Source organism: Dehalococcoidales bacterium (assembly GCA_028717385.1).
In the GTDB taxonomy this organism is placed as follows: domain Bacteria; phylum Chloroflexota; class Dehalococcoidia; order Dehalococcoidales; family CSSed11-197; genus CSSed11-197.
Genome location: JAQUNW010000009.1, coordinates 1 through 26,051 on the forward strand (window position 1 = coordinate 1; position 26,051 = coordinate 26,051).

At 46.1% G+C, this 26,051-nt stretch carries 23 protein-coding genes; 9 read left to right on the top strand and 14 right to left on the bottom strand.

All coding sequences use genetic code 11. The features are described from left to right. Positions 1 to 217 precede the first annotated feature (217 nt). A complete protein-coding gene (locus tag PHX29_03425) occupies positions 218 to 703 on the top strand; it encodes a DUF6125 family protein (GenBank protein ID MDD5604946.1) in 486 nt (161 codons plus the stop codon). Between the two features lie 95 nt (positions 704 to 798). Here PHX29_03425 and groL read toward each other — a convergent pair whose 3' ends face one another. From groL to tsaD, 3 genes are all read right to left on the bottom strand, one after another. Next, on the bottom strand, positions 799 to 2,418 hold the full coding sequence (gene groL, locus PHX29_03430; protein MDD5604947.1) for a chaperonin GroEL: 1,620 nt from the start codon (positions 2,416 to 2,418) through the stop codon (positions 799 to 801). 31 nt (positions 2,419 to 2,449) lie between these two features. Beyond that, complete coding sequence (locus PHX29_03435; protein MDD5604948.1) at positions 2,450 to 2,743, bottom strand: co-chaperone GroES; 294 nt, start codon at positions 2,741 to 2,743, stop codon at positions 2,450 to 2,452. A 229-nt stretch (positions 2,744 to 2,972) separates the two neighbouring features. Next, complete coding sequence (tsaD, locus tag PHX29_03440; protein MDD5604949.1) at positions 2,973 to 4,115, bottom strand: tRNA (adenosine(37)-N6)-threonylcarbamoyltransferase complex transferase subunit TsaD; 1,143 nt, start codon at positions 4,113 to 4,115, stop codon at positions 2,973 to 2,975. Here tsaD and PHX29_03445 point away from each other — a divergent pair. From PHX29_03445 to PHX29_03455, 3 genes are read left to right on the top strand one after another with little or no spacing between them, the layout of a single operon-like run. Continuing rightward, the gene (locus PHX29_03445) at positions 4,089 to 4,691 is read left to right on the top strand and encodes a uracil-DNA glycosylase (protein MDD5604950.1); all 603 of its coding nucleotides are present in this window, start codon (positions 4,089 to 4,091) and stop codon (positions 4,689 to 4,691) included. The two genes, tsaD and PHX29_03445, sit on opposite strands and share 27 nt — an antisense overlap. A 15-nt stretch (positions 4,692 to 4,706) precedes the next feature. After that, entirely contained in the window at positions 4,707 to 6,386 is a 1,680-nt protein-coding gene (locus PHX29_03450) for a ribonuclease J (protein ID MDD5604951.1), read from the top strand. A 9-nt stretch (positions 6,387 to 6,395) separates the two neighbouring features. Beyond that, positions 6,396 to 8,837: a DNA translocase FtsK gene (locus tag PHX29_03455; protein MDD5604952.1), complete on the top strand. Its 2,442-nt coding sequence runs from the start codon at positions 6,396 to 6,398 to the stop codon at positions 8,835 to 8,837. Here PHX29_03455 and PHX29_03460 read toward each other — a convergent pair. Continuing rightward, entirely contained in the window at positions 8,834 to 9,682 is an 849-nt protein-coding gene (locus tag PHX29_03460) for a DegV family protein (GenBank protein MDD5604953.1), read from the bottom strand. The two genes, PHX29_03455 and PHX29_03460, sit on opposite strands and share 4 nt — an antisense overlap. 216 nt (positions 9,683 to 9,898) lie before the next feature. On the opposite strand from PHX29_03460, the gene PHX29_03465 reads away from it, so the two are divergent. Continuing rightward, positions 9,899 to 10,501, top strand: a complete 603-nt coding sequence (locus tag PHX29_03465; GenBank protein MDD5604954.1) for a hypothetical protein — start codon at positions 9,899 to 9,901, stop codon at positions 10,499 to 10,501. 96 nt (positions 10,502 to 10,597) lie between these two features. Here the strand turns inward: PHX29_03465 and uvrB are convergent, their stop codons facing one another. Genes uvrB through PHX29_03485 form a run of 4 tightly spaced genes read right to left on the bottom strand, consistent with a single transcriptional unit; the run spans position 10,598 to position 14,450 of the window. Further along, entirely contained in the window at positions 10,598 to 12,604 is a 2,007-nt protein-coding gene (gene uvrB / locus PHX29_03470; protein MDD5604955.1) for an excinuclease ABC subunit UvrB, read from the bottom strand. 6 nt (positions 12,605 to 12,610) lie between these two features. Further along, positions 12,611 to 13,195 carry a Holliday junction branch migration protein RuvA gene (ruvA, locus tag PHX29_03475; protein ID MDD5604956.1) on the bottom strand — a complete coding sequence of 195 codons (585 nt, stop codon included), beginning with the start codon at positions 13,193 to 13,195 and terminating at the stop codon, positions 12,611 to 12,613. A gap of 2 nt (positions 13,196 to 13,197) precedes the next feature. Next, positions 13,198 to 13,692: a crossover junction endodeoxyribonuclease RuvC gene (gene ruvC / locus PHX29_03480; protein ID MDD5604957.1), complete on the bottom strand. Its 495-nt coding sequence runs from the start codon at positions 13,690 to 13,692 to the stop codon at positions 13,198 to 13,200. Positions 13,693 to 13,697: 5 nt separating this feature from the next. Continuing rightward, the gene (locus PHX29_03485) at positions 13,698 to 14,450 is read right to left on the bottom strand and encodes a YebC/PmpR family DNA-binding transcriptional regulator (protein ID MDD5604958.1); all 753 of its coding nucleotides are present in this window, start codon (positions 14,448 to 14,450) and stop codon (positions 13,698 to 13,700) included. Between the two features lie 300 nt (positions 14,451 to 14,750). Between PHX29_03485 and fmt the strand changes: the two genes are divergently transcribed. Further along, entirely contained in the window at positions 14,751 to 15,689 is a 939-nt protein-coding gene (gene fmt / locus PHX29_03490; GenBank protein MDD5604959.1) for a methionyl-tRNA formyltransferase, read from the top strand. Here the strand turns inward: fmt and PHX29_03495 are convergent. Then, positions 15,686 to 15,856, bottom strand: coding sequence for a hypothetical protein (locus PHX29_03495; protein MDD5604960.1), 171 nt, complete (start codon positions 15,854 to 15,856; stop codon positions 15,686 to 15,688). The two genes, fmt and PHX29_03495, sit on opposite strands and share 4 nt — an antisense overlap. Before the next feature lie 267 nt (positions 15,857 to 16,123). Between PHX29_03495 and PHX29_03500 the strand changes: the two genes are divergently transcribed. Both PHX29_03500 and PHX29_03505 read left to right on the top strand, forming a co-directional pair. Continuing rightward, positions 16,124 to 17,968: a TIGR03960 family B12-binding radical SAM protein gene (locus tag PHX29_03500; protein ID MDD5604961.1), complete on the top strand. Its 1,845-nt coding sequence runs from the start codon at positions 16,124 to 16,126 to the stop codon at positions 17,966 to 17,968. Further along, complete coding sequence (locus PHX29_03505; protein ID MDD5604962.1) at positions 17,958 to 18,146, top strand: 4Fe-4S binding protein; 189 nt, start codon at positions 17,958 to 17,960, stop codon at positions 18,144 to 18,146. The genes PHX29_03500 and PHX29_03505 overlap by 11 nt, the downstream gene beginning before the upstream one ends. Before the next feature lie 8 nt (positions 18,147 to 18,154). Here the strand turns inward: PHX29_03505 and gyrA are convergent, their stop codons facing one another. Beyond that, complete coding sequence (gyrA, locus tag PHX29_03510; protein ID MDD5604963.1) at positions 18,155 to 20,596, bottom strand: DNA gyrase subunit A; 2,442 nt, start codon at positions 20,594 to 20,596, stop codon at positions 18,155 to 18,157. Between the two features lie 11 nt (positions 20,597 to 20,607). Further along, positions 20,608 to 21,414, bottom strand: a complete 807-nt coding sequence (locus PHX29_03515; protein ID MDD5604964.1) for a tetratricopeptide repeat protein — start codon at positions 21,412 to 21,414, stop codon at positions 20,608 to 20,610. A 359-nt stretch (positions 21,415 to 21,773) separates the two neighbouring features. Between PHX29_03515 and PHX29_03520 the strand changes: the two genes are divergently transcribed. After that, on the top strand, positions 21,774 to 21,995 hold the full coding sequence (locus PHX29_03520; GenBank protein MDD5604965.1) for a NifU family protein: 222 nt from the start codon (positions 21,774 to 21,776) through the stop codon (positions 21,993 to 21,995). A gap of 57 nt (positions 21,996 to 22,052) precedes the next feature. Here the strand turns inward: PHX29_03520 and PHX29_03525 are convergent, their stop codons facing one another. The 3 genes from PHX29_03525 to PHX29_03535 all read right to left on the bottom strand — a co-directional run bounded on the left by PHX29_03525 (position 22,053) and on the right by PHX29_03535 (position 26,046). Further along, positions 22,053 to 23,270: an aspartate kinase gene (locus PHX29_03525; protein MDD5604966.1), complete on the bottom strand. Its 1,218-nt coding sequence runs from the start codon at positions 23,268 to 23,270 to the stop codon at positions 22,053 to 22,055. A gap of 163 nt (positions 23,271 to 23,433) precedes the next feature. Beyond that, complete coding sequence (locus PHX29_03530) at positions 23,434 to 24,756, bottom strand: radical SAM protein (protein ID MDD5604967.1); 1,323 nt, start codon at positions 24,754 to 24,756, stop codon at positions 23,434 to 23,436. A 12-nt stretch (positions 24,757 to 24,768) separates the two neighbouring features. Then, entirely contained in the window at positions 24,769 to 26,046 is a 1,278-nt protein-coding gene (locus PHX29_03535) for a hypothetical protein (protein ID MDD5604968.1), read from the bottom strand. Positions 26,047 to 26,051 lie beyond the last annotated feature (5 nt).

Below are 26,051 nucleotides of genomic sequence, written 5' to 3' on the forward strand. Positions count from 1 at the left end.
TTGCAGCTGGCATGTTAGCTTATACCAGCTTGAATGGCTACATCAGCCATCTGGATAGTTTTAGCGAGTTCAAACCGATTTATGCCCGCTAGGTAATGGTATTTTAAGAGCGTGTTTTGCTTTGCGGTAATAAAGCAACAGCTCTAAGTAGTTTAGTAATATAATAGAGGCCGGGATAAAACCGGCCTCTATTTTTATCTGGTTGGAGGATTGAAGTATGGAAGAACTTTCTGATAGACAGATATCACAGTATTTGCAACGCAGTTATGAGGCTGTAGATGGGCTCTGGTTTATGAAGGTGGAAGAAAAATTAGGTTTTGACACCGCTCTGGAAATCGACGGAGAAGTATGGAAAGTTCTTCCTAAAATACAGGCACGGATGTTAAAAAACATGCTTAGGCTGGAAAACGGAATTGACGGACTGGCTAAAAGTCTCGCAGCCAGGTTTAATATCGATGGATTTAGATACAGGCTTGAAAAGCAGGCTGATAGAGATCTTAATATCAGCATCAGTGTTTGTCCATGGCATCAGCTGATGAAAAAATCGGGAAGGGTTACCCTTTCCGGCAGGGTAGGTGATATGGTTTGTGCAGCAGATCACACTGCCTGGGCAAAGGAATTTGGTGAAGACATCAAATTCCATCTTTCAAAGCAGATATGCAAGGGAGATCCAGTTTGCATAATGCATTTCACTTGTCTCTAATTGAAGTAATGACGCATATGAAGTAATCGAAATGAAAACCGCGGTTGGATTTATACCCAACCGCGGTTTTCATTTACTGGTTAAGGTTTAAAGGTTTAGTACATGTCTCCCATGCCACCGGGCATGGCGGGTGGGGTCTTCTCTTTCTCGGGTATATCGGCTACCAGAGACTCAGTTACCAATACCATATTGGCAATGCTGGCAGCGTTCTGAAGAGCAGCGCGGGTTACTTTAGTGGGATCGATAATTCCCATATTAACCATTTCCCCAAATTCGCCAGTTGAGGCGTTGAAGCCTATACCAGGTTTGCTTTTCTTGACTGCGTCGGCGATAACTGCACCATCGAAACCAGCGTTGTTGGCAATAGCGCGAATTGGTTCCTCAACAGCCTTCTTTACTATGTTGGCACCGGTAGCTTCATCGCCGGTTAGGGATAAACTATCAATTACTTTGAGAGAATTTAGCAGGCTGATGCCGCCACCGGGGAGAATGCCTTCTTCGATTGCTGCACGGGTTGCGGCAAGCGCATCTTCCACCCTATGCTTTTTCTCTTTCATTTCGGTTTCGGTGGCAGCTCCGACTTTGATTACGGCTACACCACCGGCCAGGCGAGCCATGCGTTCCTGTAGTTTTTCACGATCGAAGTCGGACTTGGTCTCTTCGATTTGGGCTTTGAGCTGCTTGATTCTATCTGCAATAGCCTGGGGATCACCCTTGCCCTCAACAATGGTGGTGTTATCTTTATCTGAAACTACCTTGCGAGCTTGACCGAGGTCTTCAATTTCTACAGCATCAAGTTTACGGCCGATCTCTTCTGAAATTACCTGGCCACCGGTAAGAATGGCGATATCCTGAAGCATTGCCTTGCGGCGATCACCGAAGCCGGGAGCTTTAACTGCCAGTACGTTCATAGTGCCGCGCAGTTTGTTAACAACCAGGGTTGCCAGCGCTTCTCCCTCTACATCCTCGGCGATGATAAGCAGATTCTTGGTAACCTGCAGTATTTTTTCAAGAGTGGGGAGAATATCAGCTATAGCGGTGATTTTTTTATCTGTAATAAGGATATAGGGATCGTCAATCACAGTTTCCATTCTGGCTGTATCAGTGACAAAATAAGCACTGGAATAACCGCGGTCAAACTGCATACCTTTTACAAATTCAGTTTCATACTCTGTGCCCTTGGATTCCTCGACAGTGATTACGCCATCATTGCCAACTTCCTGCATGGCATCTGCGATAAGGTTACCAATTTGAGAATCCTTGGCAGTAATGGTGGCTACCTGGACGATTTGGTCCCTGCCTTTAACCGGAGTGGAAACCGTTTTAAGCTCTTGCATAATAGCGGATGTAGCCTTTTCGATTCCTCTCTTAAGACCGAGTGCATCAGCGCCAGCAGCAATGTTCTTGAAGCCTTCGCTAATCATAGCTGCGGCTAGTACAGTGGAAGTGGTTGTTCCGTCTCCGCAGGCGTCGTTGGTTTTGGAAGCAGCTTCTTTAACTAATTGGGCACCCATGTTCTCAAAGGGATCTGGAAGCTCAATTTCCTTGGCGATAGTGACGCCATCATCAACTACGGTGGGGGCTCCCCATTTCTTGTCCAAAGCTACCGGACGGCCTTTAGGGCCAAGGGTTACCCTGACAGAGTCTGCCAGTATATCAACGCCTTTTTTCAAAGCGCGACGGGCTTCCTCTCCAAATATTACCTGTTTCGCCATATTTACCTCCTGTTATTTCCTTTATTATAAATTAGACTCTTTTTGCTAAAATGTTAGATTCGGTAAGGATGATGAGTTCCTCACCATCAATTTTAATTTCAGTACCGCCGTATTTGGAATATAGAATCACATCTCCTGTCTTTACGTCCATTGCCACTGGTTCGCCTTTATCGTTGCGTTTACCAGGACCCGTGGCAAGAACCTTACCCTCCAGCGGTTTTTCCTGGGCAGATGCCGGTAACACAATCCCTCCTTTGGTAACCTCCTCAGCCTCAATTGGTTTGACCAGAACTCGGTCTCCCAGGGGTTGGATTTTAACTGCCATTCTTAATCCTCCTTTTCCTTGTATTTTTATGAAAGGCAATTATTTAGCAGTCTCAGTCGGAGACTGCTAAATAATATAATAAACTAATTTTTCAAGTCTTGCAACAACAGATGAGGCTGATTGGTATATTAACAAAGAATCTGGTAAAAAATTGTGTTGGCGAGCAACAATAAAAGAAATTTTGTAGGTTAGAACCAATATCATTCCGAGCCAGAATAAAAAAAACTGGTTACAGTAGTGCCATTGAAGGTATGACATCCAATTCAATACCGCTGATACACCCTCTTTGTAGGCGGTAGTAGCCACAGGCAGCTACCATGGCCGCGTTGTCGGTGCATAATGAAGGCGATGGAATTAACACTGGTATCGGTGAAGCGAGAGTCATTTGTTCCCTCAGAAGGCTGTTGGCTGCAACTCCACCTGAAAGAAGAATTTGCATTACTCGATGCCTTACGGCCGCATTAATTGTCTTTTTGACCAGTACGTCCACGACCGCTTCCTGGAAACTGGCTGCTGCGTTTTCGATGCTGGTGATTGTACCAGCTTCAACAAGCCGCAAGAGGGCTGTTTTTAGACCGCTGAAACTGAAATCATCTGTTCCTCTGAGCCAGGCTCGAGGCAGCTTTATATCAGCTATTGCGTTTCTTGCTGCGTTATCGATCGCTGGTCCGCCCGGGTAACTCAGCCCCAAAATGCGGGCGGCTTTGTCAAATGCTTCCCCGGCAGCGTCATCCCTGGTTTTTCCCAGCAGGGTATAGTCTCCGTGGTTTTTCATCAGAATAAGATCGGTATGACCGCCGGATACAATAAGGCATAACAGTGGAAATTCGGGTTCGCAGCCACTCAGCCAATTGGCGTAGATGTGGGCTTCGAGGTGATTGACTCCGACTAGTGGCAACTTCCTTGCGAAACTGATTGCCTTGGCGGTATTTGCTCCTACCAGTAAAGAGCCGGCTAGTCCCGGTCCATGAGTAGTGGCGATAGCATCTAACTCATTCCAATCAGTATGGGCTTGACTTAGGGCTTCATCAATAACTGGGATAATGGCAGAAATGTGTTGCCGGGAAGCTATTTCCGGGACGACTCCGCCAAAGCGGGAGTGGATATCGATTTGAGAACTGACAACACTGGAAAGAATGTGCCGGCCATTCTCCACTACTGCAGCAGCAGTTTCGTCGCATGAAGTTTCTATTCCCAGTAAAATCACCAAAATATTATACCATAAGCTTGGATGGACGCCCTTTTTTGTTAAAAGGTTTTCATAGCAGGCTACGTTGTGTTTAAATTGACTGGGTAAAAAGCCCGTGTTATCATAGCCGGAGGGCAAGTTCTCCGAAACAATTATATGATAGAACTCAATCAACTCAGTCATGAGATAGCTGTCTGCCGGGCATGCAAGCTTGCGGACGGCCGCACTAACACAGTGCCCGGTGAGGGTTGTTCCCAAGCTGAAATTATGTTCATTGGAGAAGCACCAGGGGAAAGAGAAGACCAGCTGGGGCGGCCGTTTGTAGGTGCAGCTGGTAAATTCCTCGATGAGCTTTTATTCTCAATTGGATTAAAGCGGAGCGATGTTTATATTGCTAATATTATCAAATGCCGCCCGCCAGGAAACCGCGACCCGTTACCAGATGAGCTTTTGGCTTGTAAGCCCTGGCTAGATCGCCAGATCAAGTTGATAAATCCTCGCATGATTGTTACCCTTGGACGTTTTTCGATGTCTCTTTTTTTCCCAGGTAAGGCTATTGGTAAAATTCACGGAAATTCAATAATTAACAACGGTGTAATCTATTTTCCAATGTATCATCCTGCCGCCGCTTTGCATCAGGGTGGTCTGAAAGAAGTGATCAAGGCAGATATAAGAAAGATCCCCGATTTGCTTGAAGGGAGCAAATTGACAGAGAAGGCGTCTGTTGAGGAGTCTCCACAACAATTGACATTACTTTAAAATATAAGGAATACAATGCAAAAAAGAAGAACAAGAAATCCTAAACCCAAGCTCAAGCTTATCCCGTTGGGAGGGCTGGGAGAAATTGGTAAAAACATGATGGTTGTCGAGTACGGCAAAGACATCCTTATTGTAGATTGTGGTGTAATGTTCCCGGAAGAAGATATGATGGGTATCGATCTGGTTATCCCGGATATTAGTTATCTGTCGGATAAAAAAGATAAAATCCGGGGAATCGTGATAACCCATGCACATGAAGACCACATCGGAGCTTTACCTTATATATTGCCACAACTAAACGTGCCAATCTACTGCACTCGTCTGGCTAAAGGGCTGATTTCCGTTAAGCTCAAGGAAGGGAAAGCTCTGAGTAATGCCCAGATCAACGTAATTGAGCCCGGGGGTAGCTTTACTCTGGGTTGCTTTAAAGTAGAATTTTTCCCGGTTTGCCACAGTATACCCGATGCAGTTGGTCTGATTATCGAAACACCCCTGGGCCTGGTTGTCCATACCGGTGATTTCAAACTGGATTATACCCCGGTATATGGTGAGCCCACCAATCTTTCCCGGCTTGCCCAAGCTGGCTCCCAGGGAGTACTGGCATTACTCTCTGATTCCACTCATGCTGAAAGACCTGGTTATACTCCTTCAGAAAAGGTTATTGGAGAAGCGCTGGATACCATTATTTCCAGAGCAGAGGGAAGGGTGATTGTAGCTACTTTTGCTTCGTTGATTTCCCGCATTCAGCAGGTCATCGATGCTGCTGCCAACCATGGCAGAAAAGTATTTGTATTCGGGCGGAGTATGAGCGACAACGTAAAAATGGCTCTCGAACTTGGATACCTCAAGGCTTCGGAAGAAGTGCTTGGCAAGGGGGAGGAGCTAAAGGGGCTGCCTCCGGAAAAGATAGTCATGATTACTACCGGCTCACAGGGCGAACCGACCTCAGCGCTGGTGCGTATTGCCAATCATGGGCACCGCCAGGTCTCCATTACTAAGGGAGATACGGTGGTGGTATCGGCCTCACCGATTCCCGGCAACGAGTCTCTTATTAACCGTACCATTGATACCCTGTTCAAGCAAGGGGCAGAAGTATTTTACGACCAGCTTTCTCAGGTGCATGTCCATGGGCATGCATCGCAGGAGGAACTTAAGCTGGTGTTAAACCTGGTTAAACCTCGCTTCTTTGTACCCATCCATGGCGAGTTTCGTCACCTTACCATTCACTCTCGGCTGGCGTTAGATGCTGGAGTTGAAGAGAACAATATCTTTCGGCTGGAAGACGGAGACGTGCTTGAGATAAGCCCCAACGCGGGCCGGATAGCTGGAAGAGTTACTTCCGGGCATGTATATGTGGATGGCTTGAGTGTGGGTGATGTTGGAGGAGTGGTGCTCAGAAATAGGCGCATGCTATCCAAGGATGGCATAGTAGTGGTAATTATTGCGGTTAATCAACAAACCGGTAAGCTGGTCAGCCGCCCCGATATAGTATCCCGTGGTTTTGTTGACACCATAGAAGCAAAGGATATGATAGAAGAAGGCAAAGACTTGGTTGCAACGATTGTTGATCATCGGGGTAAACGAGAGGCTGATTTATCTTCTGCAGATTCCAGGGTGCGAGATGAGCTGAATCGCTTTTTCTTTGAAAAGACCAAACGCCGACCGATGATTTTACCAGTGATGGTAAAAGTCTAGGAGGAGGGAGTGTCCAGGGATAAAGATAAAAAACGCAAAGAACAGACTGCTGTAGCCAGGAAAGTGGATAAAAAGAAGGCTTCCGCAGAGAAGTATTCAGAAACCAAGGCGCCACGCAAGCGTTTTAATCCGCTGAAACTGCTCACAAAAGTCTGGTTTTGGCTGATACTACTGGTTTTGATTGCAGGCGGGCTGTTGTATTGGCAGTGGGACAACGTTGTCGATTTTGTATGGGATGTGGCTGCAAGCACTATGGGGCTGTTTGGGTGGGGGGTCGTCCTGATTGGATTGGCAGTTCTGATTATACTAGTTGTTGTTTTCAGGCATGAAATTGCTGCTTTCGCTCAGCGCTGGAAGCTGTATCAATGGAATAAATGGCTTGGAGCAGCAGCTTGGTTTGCTGCCATATGGGGATTCCTGGGGATCCTGGAATTGGGTGGAGCTATCGGCGATGCGATTATAAATGGAGATAAAGGTTATATTGGTTGGTTGATAGTTGTCGGTCTTGTACTTGGCGGATTTATACTGTTATTCCCGGGGCTTGTGTGGAGAGGTTTGAAGGCTACTGTAAAAGGTATTGTTGGGATAATTAAACTGCCAGCCCCGCGGCCAAAAACCTCCCGGCCGGTTCAGGAAGAGTTTAAATTCAATTACCCACCCACCGTTACCGAGAACCGTGCAGTTGCTGGTGATCAGACAGAAAAATCAGCTATACCGGAGAAAGCTCCCCTTGGAATAAAGCCTCCGTCAGTATTAATTCCGCCTGAAATAATGCCAGGCAAGAAGTATCCTGATATTGCACCCGAAACAATCGAAAAACCAAAACAACCTTCCCCGGAGAAGCAATCCGCAGCACCGCGAGCAGCTTTAAAAACCGGTGAAGGCGCGCGTGACGTCAAAGATGTAGCTCGTGATGTATGGAGAAAGTACGGGGAATCCTCCGACTTAGTTCTGATCGATGGTTGGAAGCTGCCGCCAATCGATATATTGGACTTGTCTCCAGAGGTCGATTTCGGCCAGGCGGATAACAGCAAGCGGGCGCGCTTGATTGAAGAAGCCTTGGAAAGCTACGGAGTTGAAGCAAAAGTCGTACAAGTTAACGCCGGGCCTACAGTTACACAGTTTGGAATTGAGCCTGGTTGGGATCGTAAGTTTCGCGAAATAAAAGACCGGGATGAAGAAGGCAATGTTGTAATCCGGCAAGAAGAAGTCTCTCGCACCAGGGTAAAGGTAGAACGTATCACAGCGCTCTCGAACAACCTTGCTTTGGCGTTAGCGGTTCCTGGCGTGCGCATAGAAGCGCCGATTCCTGGTAAAGCCTTGGTGGGAATCGAGGTCCCCAATGCTAATTTTGGAATAGTAAGCCTTAGAAGTGTTATAGAAAGCGCCAATTTCCAGAAAATTCTGGGCAAATCGAATTTAGCGCTGGCACTTGGCAAAGGAGCAGGAGGCGAATCCATTGCCGGAGATCTTGCCAAGATGCCGCACTTGCTGGTAGCTGGTTCCACCGGTAGCGGTAAAACTGTGTGTTTGAATGCCATTGTTTGCTGTTTACTCATGTGTAACTCACCTGCGGATTTGAAATTCATACTCATAGACCCTAAGCGGGTAGAGCTTGTTCAATATAACAGTTTGCCGCATTTGGCTACTAAAGTTGTAGTAGATACCGATAAAGCCTTAAACACCCTTCGCTGGCTCAGCCAGGAAATGGATAACCGGTACAAGACTTTATCTGCAGTGGGCGCGCGCAACATCGAGGCATATAACAAAAAAGTGCCCAGAGAAAAGAAAATGCCGAACCTGGTGCTTGTTATCGATGAACTTGCCGACCTGATGATGACTGGATTTGCAGAGGTAGAACATATTCTTTGCCGATTAGCACAGTTGGCACGAGCAGTTGGCATCCATCTGGTGGTTGCTACCCAGCGACCATCGGTTGATGTGATCACCGGTCTTATTAAAGCAAACTTCCCCACACGTATCAGCTTTGCGGTGACTTCCCAGGTAGATTCGCGTACAATTCTGGATTCCACCGGGGCAGAAAAACTTCTGGGTCGCGGCGATATGCTTTATCTGCCAACTGAAGAAGCCAAACCCAGGCGTCTGCAGGGCTGTTTTGTTTCTGATCCAGAAGTGGAACGTTTGGTTTATTTCTGGGGTACCCAAAAACAGGAGCAGGCTGCCACCCTTAATCTTGATGAACTAGCTTCATTGGAGCCGTCAATTAAAATCCAGGAGACTGCAGCCCCGGCTGACCCCTTGATCACCGCTGCCAGAAAACTGGCAGAAGAGCATAGTAATATATCTACTTCTTTTCTACAGCGAAAGTTACATATTGGCTATCCTAGAGCGGCGCGTATAATGGAGCAACTCCAGGAAGAAATGGGCGATGACAAAACGGATGAAAATGGGGCAGAGATAGAGGAAGAGAGATCTGGCGATAGCTATTAGTCAGTTATCTCTTCCTTAATCAGGGTTACGATAGCAAGTACACCAGGCCCTCCATGAGGTGCCAGCCCAGCCCCCAGCCTCGCCACCAGTGTTTTCTCTTGAGGAAAGATTGGATCAAGCTGCTCGGCCAACGCATTGGCTTCATCCGATGTGGTGGAGTACAGGATGCAGATTTCTTCAATGCCCTCTGGAGTAGCCACAAGATCAACCAATTTATCGATACCTTTTTTACGATTGCGTACTTGTCCCACTGGTACAAATTCCCCATCCCGCATGGATAGAAGAGGTTTGACGCTTAGTACCGATCCTACCAATGACTTGGCCTTACCGATGCGCCCTCCCCTTTCCAGATATTTCAAGGTATCGAAAAGAACCAGCAAGCGGACTCGTTTCATCATACTTTCAACGGCATGGGTTATCTCTTCCAGGCTTTTACCTTTCTTTGCCATGCGAGCAGCTTTAATGGCAAGAATGCCGTGAGAAATTGATAATAGGCGAGTATCTATTACATTAATAGGGCAAGGCCACGGTTTTGTATTTGCGGCTTGCACAGCCGAGCTGTACGTGCCGCTTAAGCTGCTTGAAATGTGTATTGAGCATATCCCGTCTGCGCCGGAGGCTATTCTTTCATAAGCATGAATAAAATCCTGTGGAGTTGGTTGTGAAGTAGTGGGTTGCTCCCCGCCCAGAAGTCTTTCATAGAAGGTATCATGATCGATGTCGATACCATCGCGGTATGATTGAATTCCAAACAGTATATAAATTGGTACAATGGTTATATCCAGTTCTTGTGCCAAATCTGCCGGGATATCAGCAGTGCTGTCTGTAAGTATTTTTACGCTCATGCGACTTATCTGTTTGTAGCTTGGTTGGGAGTAAAATGCAGTATATCGTCTTTGTTAATATTTGGCAAGTAAGATGCGCTGCCAGGAATTGTTGAGGCTTTAGACTCAGGTACTTAATATTGTAGAATAGAGGTTGGCTTGATTGATTAAAAAGATAACCTCTTTGATTTCGGGTCGTTATGAACTAATAGAAGTGATTATAAGGTAACGGGTTAAATGACAGTAAAAGTAAAAATCACAATTGTGGCAATCATTGTATTGGTAACAGCAGGCCTTTTCGGCGTGGCTTTAACGGACAAGGCATTTTTTACCACCTTATATCTGGACCAGGGAGAAATAACCGAAAATACAGACGGCTCTTCCGTGTTTCCCTTTTATCTGTATAAAGACGCATGGCAAAAATATCAGGCTAATGTTCTTAATCTCACTTTCAATTCAGTGCTTGCAAAGGATGATCTGGTATTGGTAACGCTTGAATTAACTCCCGGCCATCGTTACTGCATGGATTCCCTTCGTCTGGAGTTTTACGTAAACAATGTATATTCAGCCATTCTGATGGCAGATCCAGAAAGCGGTGAGGATTTACCCTATCATTATAAGCTGAGCGGTAACGATTCTAAAGCTGTTTTAGATATTCCATCTTTCGATACTGAAGCTGGGGAAAATATTTTCATCAGGTTCTGGCTGGATTTATCGGCCGTGTCATCGATCGAGCAAGGTCCTATCCTGATGGATTTATCCATGCATGAGAATAGTGTTTTGAAAATTGTCCGGCACACTGTTGAGCAACATGTACTGCAGCTCATTATCCCTGATTAAAACGGCAGTGTTTACGAAAAGACGAGCACAGCTCGTGTGAGACCCTTCGCTTCACTCGCGAGAGAAAGAGGGGATTCGAGTGTGGCACCCGCCTTTTTATGGCGCCTTGCGGCTTCTAGAGAGTGTTTCCTTGCTTTCCATAGCGACTCTGAGTTCAATAACCCGGTCGCGCAATAAAGCAGCTTTTTCGAATTCCAAGTTTTTTGCGGCAGCTTTCATTTGTTTTTCAAGATCACGGATAAGGCGGCTGATCTCTTCGCGAGTGGCCGGTTTGTTATCTTCCCCTTTTTCCTGGCTTAGCGCTGCGGTTTTAACTCTTTCGGTTATATCCTTGATTGCCTTGCGGATACTCTGTGGGTTTATTCCGTGCTCCTCGTTGTAAGCCTCCTGGATTTTTCTGCGCCGTAAGGTTTCTGCCATAGCGCGTTCCATGGAACCGGTTATGGTATCTGCGTACATGATTACGTGGCCATCAATATGACGCGCAGCCCGCCCCATTGTTTGCACCAGAGATTCTTCAGATCGAAGAAATCCCTCCTTGTCAGCATCAAGTATGGCAACCAGGCTAACCTCCGGCAGATCAAGACCTTCCCGCAGAAGGTTAATTCCGACAACCACATCGTATACTCCCAGCCTTAGATCGCGCAGGATTTCTATCCGATCCAGAGTTTCCACTTCGGAGTGCAGATAATTAGTTTTAATCCCCAGTTCGATGAGATATTCAGTAAGCTGCTCAGCTAATTTCTTGGTCAGAGTGGTTATCAGGCATCTTTCGCTTCGTTCTACCCTCTTGCGTACTTCTCCAACCAGATCATCAATCTGGCCTTGGGTTGGTTTAACTTCTATAGTAGGCTCGAGCAAGCCAGTGGGGCGCACCAGTTGTTCAACGACTTGTTGGCTTATCTCCAATTCATAGGGCTTTGGCGTTGCGGAAACATAAATTACCTGGTTTACATGCTGGTTAAACTCTTGAAAATCCAGGGGGCGATTATCCAGAGCTGAAGGAAGGCGGAAACCATACTCGACAAGTACCTCTTTGCGTGCGCGGTCACCATTATACATGCCGCGTATTTGCGGAATAGTCATGTGTGACTCATCAATTATTAACAGGAAATCCTTGGGGAAGTAATCAATCAGAGTATAGGGAGCACTGCCTGCCGGGCGCTGAGTAAGATGGCGCGAGTAGTTTTCAATGCCGCTGCAGTAACCCACCTCGGCAAGCATTTCAAGGTCATAATTGGTGCGTGCTTTAAGTCTGGCGGCTTCCAGCAGCTTACCCTGGCTTTCCAGTTGTTTCAGTCTTTGTTCAAGTTCTTCCCGGATACGGTCCATGGCTTGTATCATCCTTTCCGGAGAAGTGACAAAATGTTTGGCTGGGTATATATCGATCTCTTCAAGTTCGATCAGGAATTCACCCGTGAGGGGATCAAGCCGGATAATGCGTTCTAATACGTCACCAAAAAACTCCAGCCGGATTGCCGTATCCTCATATGCTGGGAGGATTTCCAGTGTATCGCCCCTTACTCTGAAATGTCCGCGGGAGAAATCAAAATCGTTGCGCTCATATTGCTGGTCGACAAACTGCCTGAGTAGCTTATCCATGGGGTATTTCCCGCCCTTTTCCAAGCTAATGATAAAACTTTTATATTCTTCAGGTTCCCCCAAGCCATAGATACAGGAAACTGATGCTACAATAACCACATCACGTCGACTGAGCAGGGCTTTGGTTGCGGCATGGCGTAATTTATCAATTTCATCATTGATATCGGTTTCCTTATCGATGTAAGTATCAGTTTGGGGTATATAGGCTTCTGGTTGGTAGTAATCATAATAGCTTACGAAGTATTCAACTGCATTGTTGGGCAAAAACTCTTTAAATTCGCTATAAAGCTGAGCAGCAAGAGTTTTGTTATGGCTGATAACGAGGGCAGGTCTGCCGACTCTGGCAATGGTGTTTGCCAGAGTGAAGGTCTTGCCGCTGCCGGTTACTCCAAGAAGGGTTTGTTGAGCATACCCTTGTTCAATGCCAGCTACCAGCCGTTCAATAGCCTGGGGCTGGTCTCCGGTCGGTTTAAAATCAGCATGGATTAAAAACCTGGACATGTATACCTAATCTTTGCGAAGCTGGCTTAGCGCCGTCTTTATTTTTTCTTCGAGGCTGAGGCTTTTATCAGTCGGGAGGTTACCTACTGCTCGGGTAGCCTCTGAGGTTGAATAACCAAGGGAAATAAGAGCCGCCACAACGTCGTTATTCTCTTGGGATGTCTCCGAAAGGGGTAATAGAATATCACTAGTGGCGAGCTTGTCCTTAAGCTCTAGCACAATACGGCTAGCTGTTTTTTTACCGATTCCGCGGATAGCAGTCAAAAGATCAATATTGCCGGACATTATTGCTGCTGCCAGTGTTTCGATATCCATTTCAGAAATCATCGTTAATGCCAGCTTGGGTCCTAAACCGCTTACGCTGAGCAGGTTTTTAAACAGAGTAAGTTCGGAGAGGCTGGTAAAACCATAAAGGTTGAGACCATCTTCCCTTACCTGGAAATGGGTATAAAGCTTGATTTCGGTACCGGTATTCCCCAATTTTGATAAGGATACAGGCGGGATAAAAACCTGGAAGCCAATGCCGCCAACGTTAACAATTGCGCTGTCAAAGCTAACCATCTCCAATTTTCCAGTAATGCTCGAAATCATTATTATTTCCCTCCGGTAAGATTGTTAAGACGGGACTGGCGAACATGGCAGATTGCCGCTGCCAATGCGTCTGCGCAGTCGTTGGGTGTAGGGGCATCTTTAAGGTTGAGCTGAAGCCGAACCATTTCCTGGACCTGTTGCTTGGAACTGGCGCCGTAGCTTGCAGTATTGTATTTAATTGCAGTTGGCGAGTATTCAAACGCTGGTATAGAGTTTGAAGCTGCAGCGAGCAGGGCAATCGCCTGAGCTTTCCCGATCGCCAGGGCGGTACGGGCATTCTCGGCTACAAAGGGTGTCTCTATGGCAATTTCATCCGGCTGGTACTCGCTGATTACTTCACAGAGGGAGCGATACAGAAAGAAAAGCCGTTCTCCCATTGAACAACGGCTGCGACATTTCAAGGCATCATACGCTACCAATGCAACTGCATCGCCATCGCTGTCGATTACCCCGTATCCAAGAATCATAGTACCGGGGTCAATTCCCAGAATTCTCATGCTAATTAAGTTGAGCGATACTGCTCTATGACGGCATCGTCAAAGTCAACGTTACTGACGACTGACTGAACGTCGTCCAGATCCTCCAGCCTATCCAGCAGCCGCAGCACCTGTAGCTGGGTGGGTTCATCCAGAGACAGTGTTGTTTTGGCCACCTGGCTTACGTCGGCCGAGCTTATGGTAATATCCGCAGCTTCAAAAGACTGTCGCAATTCTTCCATGTCTTCCGGTCGCGTGTATATTTCAATATATCCTTCTCCGACAATGACATCTTCTGCCCCGATATCGATCGCTTTAAGTGTGATTTCGTCCGGATCTACGTCTTCTGTATCTATTGATATTATTCCTTTGGGATCAAAAAGCCAGGCGACGCTCCCGTTTTCTCCAAGATTCCCGCCACTTTTAGAAAAAGCAGAGCGGATCTCCTGTACAGTTCGGTTACGGTTATCTGTCTGTACGCTGATCATAATTGCAGCACCACCAGGCCCGTATCCTTCGAAGGTGGTTTCTATGTAGTTTGCACCTTCCAGAGATCCTTCTCCGCGCTTGATCGCGCGTTGTATGTTTTCTGAAGGCATGTTGGCATCTTTGGCCTTTTGTATGGCAAGGCGCAAACGGGCGTTCAGGTCCGGGTCGCTCCCCTTCTCTCTGGACGCCATAATGATTTCCCGGGTTAGTTTAGTGAAGAGTTTACCTCTTCGTACATCAGCGACACCCTTCTGGTGTTTTATGGAATGCCACTTAGAATGACCAGACATCCACGCAGCCTCCTGGTTTAGAATAAATAGTCATTATACATTCTCTGCTAATAATTGTATCACTACTGGGAATCAAGTTGAACAATAGAAATATAATCTTTATGAGCAGATGGTAAAAAAATTGGGCTGTTGTAATAAAATACAGTAAAAAGACACATTAATCAAGCTGGCTGCCGTTTTTTCTCCGAATTTACGTCAAGATTATAATGATTTAATCTCAAAGCGGTGTATAGCCTGCATGGCTTATAATAAATGAAAGCCGATGGAAAATACAGCACAATAGAATGAAGGAGAGATAGTTTGCGCTTGGTATTTATGGGAACACCCGAAATAGCTTTACCGGTATTAAAGGCAGTTTCCTCGAGGCATGAGGTTGTGGCTGTTTATACTCGCCCAGATGCTTATTCCGGCCGGGGGAGAGAACTGGCGCAATCTGCGATAAAAAAAGAGGCTTCAAAGCTTGGAATTCCGGTTATCCAGCCACTAAATTTTAAGGATGGCAAGAATATTTCTGTGTTGCAGGACCTGCAGCCTGAGGTGATTGTTGTTGTGGCATATGGAATTATCTTGCCGAAAGCAGTATTGGAAATTCCTCGGCTAGGTTGTATCAATGTTCATTTTTCAGTCCTGCCGCGCCATAGGGGAGCTTCTCCGGTTGCAGGGGCGATTCTTGCCGGAGATAGATTTACCGGGGTGAGCATCATGTTGATGGAGACCGGGGTAGATACAGGGCCGATACTGTCCATTTCCCAGCTTCCGGTTTTTGACTGGGACACCACTCTGAGTTTGGGCCAACGTCTTTCAGGAATATCGGGAGGGCTGATCATAGATGTCCTGGAAGCGTGGAACAGGCGAGAAATCATTCTCCGTCCCCAGAATGAAGCAGCTGCGACCTATTCCGGGATAATCCACAAGGAAGATGGCTTAATCTCATGGAATGAAGAAGCTGCCTTGATTTGGAGGAAAGCACGAGCCTATCATCCTTGGCCTGGGATTTATACAACCTGGCGCGGTAAAATGCTCAAGTTATTATCGGTTGAACCTGTTTCGCACCACAGTCAAGAAAAACCGGGTAGTGTTATCAGCTTTGGTGGCACTTCGGATATGAATGTCGGAGTGGTTACCGGTAAAGGGATTTTGGGAATTAAAAAAATCCAGTTGGAAGGGAAAAAAGAAGTATTAACTGCCGATTTTATTAGGGGACAACGGGATTTTATCGGCTCGGTGCTACCAGATTAACCTGCCTGTGGGGGTTCTTCAAAAATTGCCTCATTGATAATAGTATGCAGAAAAGTCTGCCTAAACAGAAGCTTACGTTTGAGTTCTTTTTCCTGATCCGTAATATAATAATCTGGATCAGGTGCAGCCCAGAAGAATATCCAAGGTTGATTATAATCCCTTTTCATTAAAGAGACCCCCTTTAACTAATATGAAGCCCCAGGAGGCATATTTCTGATATAGAATTGAGCATATGCTGACAGACTGCAGCAAAATAGGAATCGGACATAAGTAAAACCACCCTATTTATGTTAGGCTTTATATCGTATTTTTGTCAATACCTGACACCTGTGCAGTAAAAAGGGAGTGTTAGTAAGAATACTTTGCGGGCAGAGAGATCGCCTGATAGGTTATAATTTTTTAAACCTTCTTTTTGGGTAAAATAAAGGAGCAAAATGTCTTATCCGGATAATATCCTTGCTAGTGTGCAAAAACCCGCTCGCTATACAGGGGGAGAATGGCACTCAGCTAGCAAAGAATGGAATAAAACAGACATACGAGTTGCGTTGAGTTACCCCGATATTTATGAAGTCGGAATGTCGGGTATTACTCTTCCAATTCTGTATCAGGAGGCTAATAGTCTTTCTTTTGCTCTTGCAGATCGGATTTTTGCTCCCTGGCCGGATATGGAACAAGCGCTGAGAAATGCAGGGTTGAACCTTCAGGCTATTGAAAGCGGGCGAGCTTTAAGAGATTTTGATATTATCGGATTTCTCCTCGGTTATGAGTTAACCTATACTAACCTTCTTAACATACTGGATCTAGGCGGTATTCCTCTGGATGCTGGAAAAAGAGACGAGGCCTGTCCTCTGGTTATGGCCGGAGGCATTGGCACCATGAATCCAGAACCCCTGGCTGATTTCATAGATTTCTTTGTAATTGGTGATGGAGAAGGGGCAATATCACGAATTCTTGAGCGTGTCCGGGATCTGAAGAGAGCAGGGTCGAGACGGAAGGATATATTGCTGGCATTGGCGGAGTTAGATGGCATTTACGTGCCTTCTTTATATAATGTTGAATATAGAACCGACGGCAGTTTCAAGAAAATTAGTAAAAATTCCGAAGCTGCTGCAATACCGGTTGAGAGGATCATTTGCCAAGAGTTACCAGTTTTTTCAGATAAACCTATTGTACCTCTGATAGAAACAATTCAGGATAAAGGTTCAGTTGAAATCAGCCGCGGGTGTACCCGTGGATGTCGTTTTTGCAATGCGGGGATCTATTATCGACCAGTACGCCATCGCACCCAGCAAGACATTTATTCAGCTATCGATAAGCTCTGCAGTTCTTGTGGTTACGATGAAATTACGCTGCTTTCATTAAGTTCTGGCGACTACCCCGGTATCACTGACCTTATCAGTGGATTGAACCAGATGGAACAGACACAGGGTACTACCTTTTCCCTGCCTAGCCTGAGGATAGATGAGAAATCTCTCGATCTGATTGAAGCGCTTTCTAGCAAGCGACGAAGCGGGATTACCCTGGCTCCGGAGGCTGCTACGAGTCGGCTGCAAAGGGTGATTAACAAAATCATTCCAGAAGAGGATATCCTGCAAACAGCCGCGGCAGCTTTCCAAAGAGGCTGGACCTCATTGAAGCTCTATTTTATGTTGGGCCTGCCTACAGAGACTGAAGATGATGTTATCGCTATTGGGCAGCTTGCTTCGAGGATATATGATCTCGGTCGACTTTCTCCCGGGAGACGCCCCAAATTAAGGGTGAGTCTTTCAACCTTTGTACCTAAGCCGCATACCCCTTTCCAATGGTGCGGGCAGATTGAGCGTGGAGAAATATTAAAGCGGGTGAATTTGGTTCGGGATAACATTGGCCGGAGAAAAATCAGCATAAGCTGGAATAATCCTCAAATCAGTATGTTGGAGGCGGTTATGTCCAGGGGTGATCGCAATTTAGGTCGAGTTATTTACCGGGCATGGGAATTAGGCGCCCGGTTCGATGGCTGGGATGAATTATTCGATTATGGTCGATGGGAAAAAGCTTTTAAGGAAGCCGGAATAAATCCGGTTAATTATGCTAATCAGCCAAAGGATCTTGAAGAACCCTTACCCTGGGAGCATATTTCCAGTGGTGTCAGCCGTAAATTTTTAGTAGAAGAGTTTTACCGGGCTATGTGCGGAAATCCTACTCCAGATTGCCGTACGGACGCATGCAATATGTGCGGGATTGAAAGGCGTGTAAAAAATTGCCACAAGATGTATAAAGGAGTGTACCATGGCGAATAGTATAGTCAACATCAATCCAGATTTGTGCACAGGTTGCGGAGCATGCGTAGAGAAGTGCCCGTTAAAAATATTATACCTTGATGAATCCGGGATATGCCGGGTCACCGATGGAAGCAGGTGCGATCGTCTCCGCGGATGCGAACGTGTCTGCCCCACCGGTGCTATTACTATTGTTTAGATAACCACCTAGTCAAATACGGTAATGGCGACCAAGCCGTCGTCGGGTTTGATATCCATCAGTTTTACACCCTGGGTCGAGCGTCCCTGGACAGTAATTCCCTTGCGAGGGTCTTCTTCCCTTACTGGTGTACGGGTTACGACTCCGTTAGCAGAAATCAACATTACCTGCCGCGTTTCAGTAACCTGTGCAGCAGCTGCAACTTGTCCGGTTTTGCTGGTAAGATGGAAGGTTTTAACACCGCTGCCAGCCCGTTTCTGTATTGGATATCTGGCAAGCGGAGTAATCTTGCCAAAGCCACGTTCTGTAACCACCAGCAAGTAAGCTTCGGGGTTTACGACATCCATGTCAACAACCTGATCTTCACCTATCAGCTTTATCGCCCTCACTCCACCACTGGCTCTTAGGCTGGTTCGGATGTCTTTAACCGGGAAACGAATGGACTGCCCTTTTCTGGTTACCAATACAACGTCATTTTCATCCGTTCCCATTCTTGCACTGATTAGGCAATCATTTTTATCCAGATCCATGGCTAGCAGCCCACTTGATCGAACCGAAGTGAAGCTGTTGATATCAACTTTCTTGATTTCTCCCTTTTGTGTTGCCATGAGCATAAACCAGTCTGGTTGGAATTCCTGTACGTCCACCAATGCAGTGACTCGCTCTCCATCCTGGAGGGGAATCAGGTTAATAACAGACAATCCTTTGCTTACCCGGGATACATCCAAGGGTACTTCATGACATTTAATACTAAAAACTCGACCGCGGTCAGTAAAGAGCAGCAGATTGTCGTGCGTATCGGCATTCAACAGGAAGCGTACAGTATCAGCCTCTCGCGTTACCATGCCAATAATTCCTTTTCCTCCACGATGCTGGGGAGTAAAGCTCTCTGCCGGCACCCGTTTGATGAAACCTCGGTCGCTAAGTGTTACCACCATTGCCAGGTGAGGAATCAGATCTTCTTCGCTGAATGCAAGAGCTTCCTGCTCGTTAATCTCACTCCTGCGCGGATTTGCTTCCTTTGATTTAAGTTCGCTGACTTCTTTTTTAACCACACCCAGGATTTTAACCGGACTGGAAAGCAGATCTTCGAGTTGGCTAATGATTTTAAGTACTTCGGCATATTCATCAAGGATTTTCTGCCTTTCAAGATTAGCGAGCCTTCTGAGCTGCATATCAAGAATAGCTTGTGCCTGTAGTTGGCTCAGTTCAAATCTAGTCATCAGATCGCCGCGTGCTTCCTCGGCAGATTTCGCCGCGCGGATGGTAGCGATTACTTCATCGATGAAATCAAGAGCTATTTTCAAACCTTCCAGAATGTGGGCGCGATCTTTAGCTCCCTTGAGTTCGTATTCAGTTCTTCTGGTGATTACCTCCTGTCGGAAGCTGATAAAATGCTGCAGGGCTTCCTTCAGGCTGAGTACTCGGGGTTGACCATCGACCAAGGCTAACATGTTGACGAAGAAGGAGGATTGCATGGGTGTGTGCTTGTACAAGTTATTAAGAACGTGCTGAGGTTGACCTTCGCGTTTTAGCTCAATAACAATGCGCATACCCTGTCGGTCTGATTCATCCCTCAAATCGCTGATCCCGGTGATTTTTTTCTCTTTGATCAAATTAGCAATGCGTTCAATTAAAGCTGCTTTGTTAACCTGGTAGGGCAGCTCATTTACAATAATTTGGTAACGGCCATTTGGCGTTTCATCAATATATGCACGAGCCTTGACTACTACTCTGCCGTGTCCGGTGGCATAGGCGCTTCTGATTCCTTCAATGCCCTGGATTATTGCTCCAGTGGGAAAATCGGGGCCTTTTACGATTTTCATTAAATCGCTGACCGAGGCTTCAGGGTTATCAATAAGGTAGTTAATTGCGCTGCAAATCTCACCCAGGTTATGAGGCGGGATGTTTGTTGCCATGCCCACTGCAATACCAGCGGAGCCATTAACCAGAAGGTTGGGCAGTCTGCTCGGCAGAACTACTGGTTCCTTAAGGCTGGCATCGAAATTGGGCATGAAATCAACAGTTTCCTTTTCAATATCCAGAAGCATATGTTCTGCTATCGCGGATAACCTTACCTCGGTATATCGCATGGCTGCCGGCGGGTCGTTATCTACACTGCCGAAGTTGCCTTGCCCATCGACAAGTGTATGGCGCATAGAAAAATCCTGAGCCATGCGTACCATTGCATCATAAACCGAGGAATCGCCATGTGGATGATATTTACCCAGTACTTCACCAACCACCCTCGCACTTTTTTTGTGCGAGCCGCTATGGGTTATCCCAAGCTCCCGCATAGCAAAAAGAATGCGTCTTTGCACCGGTTTAAGCCCGTCTCTAACGTCGGGTAAAGCCCGGGCGATGATCACGCTCATGGCGTAGTCAAGGTAACTTGAGCGCATTTCATCTTCAATTTTAATGTTGGTGATGTTGCCTGTGGTTAAATCCATATCATGGTCTCCTAGTTAGTTTCTTCCTGGTCTTCGTAGTTTTCATCACTGCCGTCTATCCAGTCGTCTCCCTCGTCGGGTTCGGTGTAGTAGCTATCTTCGGCCGGTTCGTTGCCCAAGCTAACCTTGGTTCCCAGTAGCTGGTCTCCGGTATATCGTTCAACGCGGTCAAGGCTGCGAGAGGGAAATGAGATTATTCCATGTTGTGATGGGTGCTGGTATACCTCTCTTATTATAATAGCTTTTGAGCTTGTTGTGCTTACAACCTTGGAACTATACCGGTTACCGCCTTTAATCAGTTTTATAAGCCGTTGGCTTTGGCGTGAATCCACCAACCCCAAGTAGTCTCCCCGGTCGTTTTCAGCGCGAAGGTGTGCGCCATCTATAACCAGGTTTACTTTTTCTCCGGCAACAATACTAGCCCAGATTTCCCTTGGCGCCTCATGCTGCAAGCTGATTACTCCAGCTTTACCGGGTTCTTCTATAAAGTGCTCTGGATCCAGGCGGGTCAGAGATGGTGCTTTGTGGCTAACCCCTTCGCCCAGCTGTGAAAGCCGGCGAAGGTTTTTTTCAGCAATAGTATTATACGGGTCAAGCTCATAGGCTCGGCTATATGCGGCTCTTGCCGCTGCATATTCACCAAGTTCCAAATAGGCTCGACCAAGGCGATTATAAGCGTCCACATCGCACGGTGAACCCTCAATAATTGATAAATTGACAGCTACCGCATCATGCCAGCGACCTTCGATGGCCAGGCTTATAGCCTTCCGGCTGGTTGACGGAAGAACAAAAACTGGCTTTTCCGTGTCTTGTACCATTTATCCCCTTCTCTGTATATAAGTCTTTTCTTGGTGTGTGACAATTGGTCAAACACAAGCTTCAAATAGTAAACGAAAAACACACCTTTTTGCAAGGGGTTTTATCCTGAAAATTTTTTCTGACGTTGACGTTTCCATTAGCTATATGATAATCTCACATCATTCGATTATCAAACTATTATTTTAACATAAGGAGAGTAATAATGTGTCAGGGGTGTGAGTGTGAGCATCCGGAGAGGCTTGAAAGCAAGCCGGGAGAATGTTCTCCTGAGCAAATTTTTGAGTGTCACGGTATAAAGCAGACAGAAAAAAACGAATCGAAAAAATAAACGTAGCCAAATTTTAATAAGGAGATGTTAATGCGAGAAAAAGTGGCAGCGGTTCTGGATAAAATCCGTCCCAGCTTGCAGGCAGACGGAGGCAATGTTGAGTTGGTCGATGTTACCGATGACGGGGTTGTCAAGGTTAGCCTCAAAGGCGCTTGTGCTGGTTGCCCAATGTCTTCGATGACTCTCAAGAATGGGATTGAGCGCTTGCTCAAGCAGGAAATCCCTGGAGTCAAAGAAGTAGTAAACGTATAAGCAATAAATAGCTTTAGATAACAATATGGCGGCTAATTTGGCCGCCATATTTATTTGTCAAGCCTGCTCCATCTCAAATGCCCGGTGCAAAGCCCTGACTGCATCCTTCACTCGATCTTCTTTAATGATGCACGTGATACGGATTTCCGAGGTTGATATTAACATGATATTAATATCTTCACGGCTGAGGGTGGTAAACATTCGGGCAGCATAACCCGGGCTAGTCTGGATTCCAGTCCCAATGATACTTACTTTTCCAACGGCAGAGTCGAATATGCAATCTGTCGCGTTAATTTCAGCGGCAAGCGGTTTTACAATTTCCATAGCGGGAGCAAGATCGCTTTTAGCGATGGTAAAGGTCAGGTCTGTGATGTTTTCGATGCTCGCGTTTTGGACTATCGTATCTACACTGATCCCGGCGCTAGCCAGCCTTTCGAATATAGTGGCGGCTATTCCCGGTCTGTCCGGTACCCCAACAATGGTAATCTTGGCTACGTTTAAATCCTGAGCTATTCCGGTTACTCTATTTTTTCCTTCCATTGGTAAGCCTCCATGGATTAATGTTCCTGGGCTTTCCAAAAAACTGGAAGCAACCAGGATCGGTATATTGTAAATCTGGCCGAGCTCTACTGCCCTGGGGTGCATGACATTAGCTCCATAAGTGCTCATTTCCAGCATTTCTTCATATCCAATTTCGTCAAGTTTGCGAGCTTGGCTGACAATGCGAGGGTCTGCGGTATATACTCCAGCAACATCTGTGTATATTTCGCATCTATCGGCCTTAAGGCTTACTGCCAGAGCGACTGCAGTTGTGTCAGAGCCGCCGCGGCCAAGGGTGGTGGTATCCATATCATCGTTGATTCCCTGAAAGCCGGCTACAATGACGATGTTGTCCTTATCGAGCTCTTTGATAACACGGCGGGGATCAATGTTGGTTATCCGTGCTTTAGAGTAGGAATTATCTGTACGAATACCGGCTTGAGCTCCAGTAAGGCTTATAGATTTTGCGCCGAGTGATTTCAAAGCCATTGCCAATAGGGTTGAAGAGACAATTTCCCCTGTAGACAGAAGTACATCCAGCTCCCGAGAGCTGGGATTATCACATACGTTGTAGGCAAGTTTAATCAAATCGTCGGTAGTATCACCCATCGCGGATACCACCGCTACGACCTGGTTGCCGCTTTCTGCAGTTCTTGCAATCCTGCGGGCAACATTCATGATTTTATCTCCGTCAGCTACAGAGGAACCACCATATTTTTGAATTATTAAAGACATCAATATAAGCCCTTGTATTAATACTAATCTCTATTGAAGAGGAAATTACGTAATATTCTATACCTTAATGCTCACTTCTTGCCAATATGGCAAGAAGTGAGCAGCTTTCAATTATTTTTCTGTCTTTAAATAAATGCAACATTCTGCTTCTTATAAGTGCATTTCAATCAGTTATTGTGTCAATTCTATCATTGCACAGGTTGTGCATACTGACTGTTGAAAGCAGCTGGTGCGGCACATTTGGAATTTGCAGTATAGTGTCAGGTTCAAGTGAGGTTATATTTATCAATTCAAGGGCTTGTTTTCTTAAATTGGGATTCCGGGTAATATCAACCACACGAGCGGCCAATCGAAATGCTATCTCGCTCTTGCCAAGTCGGAGAGCGGCGGCTGCGGCGATAAATGCAGGCAGATCCTGTTTGGCACGTTCCCCAGCTTTTTGGTAAAGTTCTAAAACCTTTTCTATCTGACCGATTTCAATTGCCTGGTTCATTGCATTGGCTAACTGATACGGATTGGTGTCAGGATTTAGATCAGGGGCGTACTTATGCCATCCCAGACATCCGCCATTACAGCTGCCACTTTTAAAATGAATACATTTTTTACAATAGGTAAAGCAGCCTTCGGATACCAGGCATGAATCTACATTTTGGCGAAACCATTCCAGTATTGTCCACTCATTAGGAAAATCAGTTACTTTAACCCGTTCAAGTTTGGACAATGCGAAACACCGAATAGCTTCCAGCTCAGGGGTTACATCCAAAACAGGGTCGCATACTCCCATGCGCAAAGAAGTCTTGGGGTGGTATTGCCTTAGCCAGGCAAGTTGATTTTCAGAAAAAAAACATAGAGGCAGGGGGCAGTCCAGCTCTGCCTCCAAGTTCAAAGCGGCTGCTTTTTCAAGCATTTCAAAACACCTCGGAGACAGAGAAGCAAACTGGGAAGTATGAACTACATTTGAGTGCAGGTTCAGTTGGGGATTAGCTACTGCCCATCGAAATCCGGAGCGCCCCAGGTTGTATGACAGAGTCGGTATAAAACCAGTATCAAAATCTATTCTCCAGACATTAAAACCCACTACAACTTTAAAACCAAGCTTGATTGCTTCTTCTATGTTGCCGATAACCTTGGCGAAGTGTTTGGGGTTTCGATAATCACAAGGTTCGTTTATGTTGAAAATAATCCCAACCTGTTGCGAAGAAATGGTCTGCAAAAGCCGTTTTTTAAATACACCGCCGGTTAATATTTGAAGACTGGTTGCTGGGCTTGCTTTCTGAAGATGATTGATAATTTCGGGCAGCTGGGGATGCAGGAACGGTTCTCCGCCCAGGAGGGAAAGAAATTGTAATCCCGAAGCTCTTCCCCACGCAGCCAGTTCGTCCACTTTTTCGATTGTAATCAGGTTTTGGCGCTGCTCCCCTCGTTCAGAAGACTCGAAGCAATAAGGGCAGGAGTTGGAGCAGTTACGGGCTACAACAAGGTTAATATGGATACTCCTCTACTGGGGATTTTCCTGGCTGCCTTTTATCAGGGCTTCAACCACAGGAGCCAGCAGGTTGACCTCGTAACCTACAGAAACAAGATGTATATTGTTTTCATCAGCTTCAAAGAGGCCTGGCGCGTCAGCCTGATTGGTTATCGTAATATTTTCATCTTTTGATGAAGTGGGAAGTGAATTTGAAGGATCTGTCTCGGTAAGATTCTGCTCATCGTTCGGGATTTCACCGGCAGTGACCTGAGCGACGGGTTCGGGCATAAAAGCCTGGTAAGCTTCATCTGGTATAGGGCCTCGACAGATGACAAAAACCCCGCATTTAGGTCGGAAAAAAACCTGGTTTCGTTTAATACGTTCAACTTCTTGTTGACTGAACCAGCCATCTTGTTCTACGCACTCAATAATAATTTCCGGTCGGCAAAAACGGGAATAATCAGCTACGAGTGATAATTGTCGGAAGGTTGGACCTGCGTACATTACCATATCAGGCCAATCAAGCGCATAGTTATGCCATGATTTAATTCCTACCTCCCGGTATTGTAGCCATTCTCTATTAAGGCTGATATCCTTGACCATTCGCTGGGGCATATAAAGGTCGCGCCGGATAGAAGCATAACCTCCCAGCTTCTTCGATGATATTATAATATCGGGAACCATATAAGCTGCCTCTTTGGCATGTTCAAGAGAGATCACTGATGTTTCCTGGGGGCTGGATATATTTTCTTGAATAGTTCCGGGCATTGGTTCGCCACCGCCTACCAAAGTCGCGTCTTCTTCGCTACCATATAGTGGTACCGTCATAGCCTTATCCCCGTCGAGAAGGCTCAGCAGCCCCACAAATACCCAGTGCTCATAAGCATCGCGGAACATATCGGGAAAGGACTGTTCCAACTTTTCTTTTGCCATCTCCTCAAAGTCTTCAGTATCCAGTTTACCTTTCAGCAGGTCAAAAAGCAGGTTAAATAACAATCGGCTTAAACCTTCCAGTGGATCATTAAGAAACCACTGTAAAGTGCTTTTGGGTTTTATTTCATCTACACCCAAGTGTTTTATTATGGTCTCCACAGTGGCGTTATAACTTTGGCTCAGGGATCTTGAGTAATCAACATATCCCTGTAAGTATTCTTTAATAAAAGCCAAACGGGTATTGTCAAATAAGTGATAAAAATCAGTTCGTACGTTTGCGGGGATACACTGGGAACTGGAGGTGATTTCAATACCGGGAGTCGCTCCGATAAAACTCTTAAGATCGTTGTAAGCTTCCAGCCATTTCGATGACATGAATT

Coding starts and splice junctions, on each gene's coding strand:
- PHX29_03425 (MDD5604946.1), top strand. CDS start 218: ATGGAAGAACTTTCTGATAGACAGATATCACAGTATTTGCAACGCAGT.
- groL (MDD5604947.1), bottom strand. CDS start 2,418: ATGGCGAAACAGGTAATATTTGGAGAGGAAGCCCGTCGCGCTTTGAAA.
- PHX29_03435 (MDD5604948.1), bottom strand. CDS start 2,743: ATGGCAGTTAAAATCCAACCCCTGGGAGACCGAGTTCTGGTCAAACCA.
- PHX29_03445 (MDD5604950.1), top strand. CDS start 4,089: ATGATAGAACTCAATCAACTCAGTCATGAGATAGCTGTCTGCCGGGCA.
- tsaD (MDD5604949.1), bottom strand. CDS start 4,115: ATGACTGAGTTGATTGAGTTCTATCATATAATTGTTTCGGAGAACTTG.
- PHX29_03450 (MDD5604951.1), top strand. CDS start 4,707: ATGCAAAAAAGAAGAACAAGAAATCCTAAACCCAAGCTCAAGCTTATC.
- PHX29_03460 (MDD5604953.1), bottom strand. CDS start 9,682: ATGAGCGTAAAAATACTTACAGACAGCACTGCTGATATCCCGGCAGAT.
- PHX29_03465 (MDD5604954.1), top strand. CDS start 9,899: ATGACAGTAAAAGTAAAAATCACAATTGTGGCAATCATTGTATTGGTA.
- uvrB (MDD5604955.1), bottom strand. CDS start 12,604: ATGTCCAGGTTTTTAATCCATGCTGATTTTAAACCGACCGGAGACCAG.
- ruvA (MDD5604956.1), bottom strand. CDS start 13,195: ATGATTTCGAGCATTACTGGAAAATTGGAGATGGTTAGCTTTGACAGC.
- ruvC (MDD5604957.1), bottom strand. CDS start 13,692: ATGAGAATTCTGGGAATTGACCCCGGTACTATGATTCTTGGATACGGG.
- PHX29_03485 (MDD5604958.1), bottom strand. CDS start 14,450: ATGTCTGGTCATTCTAAGTGGCATTCCATAAAACACCAGAAGGGTGTC.
- PHX29_03495 (MDD5604960.1), bottom strand. CDS start 15,856: ATGAAAAGGGATTATAATCAACCTTGGATATTCTTCTGGGCTGCACCT.
- PHX29_03500 (MDD5604961.1), top strand. CDS start 16,124: ATGTCTTATCCGGATAATATCCTTGCTAGTGTGCAAAAACCCGCTCGC.
- PHX29_03505 (MDD5604962.1), top strand. CDS start 17,958: ATGGCGAATAGTATAGTCAACATCAATCCAGATTTGTGCACAGGTTGC.
- gyrA (MDD5604963.1), bottom strand. CDS start 20,596: ATGGATTTAACCACAGGCAACATCACCAACATTAAAATTGAAGATGAA.
- PHX29_03515 (MDD5604964.1), bottom strand. CDS start 21,414: ATGGTACAAGACACGGAAAAGCCAGTTTTTGTTCTTCCGTCAACCAGC.
- PHX29_03520 (MDD5604965.1), top strand. CDS start 21,774: ATGCGAGAAAAAGTGGCAGCGGTTCTGGATAAAATCCGTCCCAGCTTG.
- PHX29_03525 (MDD5604966.1), bottom strand. CDS start 23,270: ATGTCTTTAATAATTCAAAAATATGGTGGTTCCTCTGTAGCTGACGGA.
- PHX29_03535 (MDD5604968.1), bottom strand. CDS start 26,046: ATGTCATCGAAATGGCTGGAAGCTTACAACGATCTTAAGAGTTTTATC.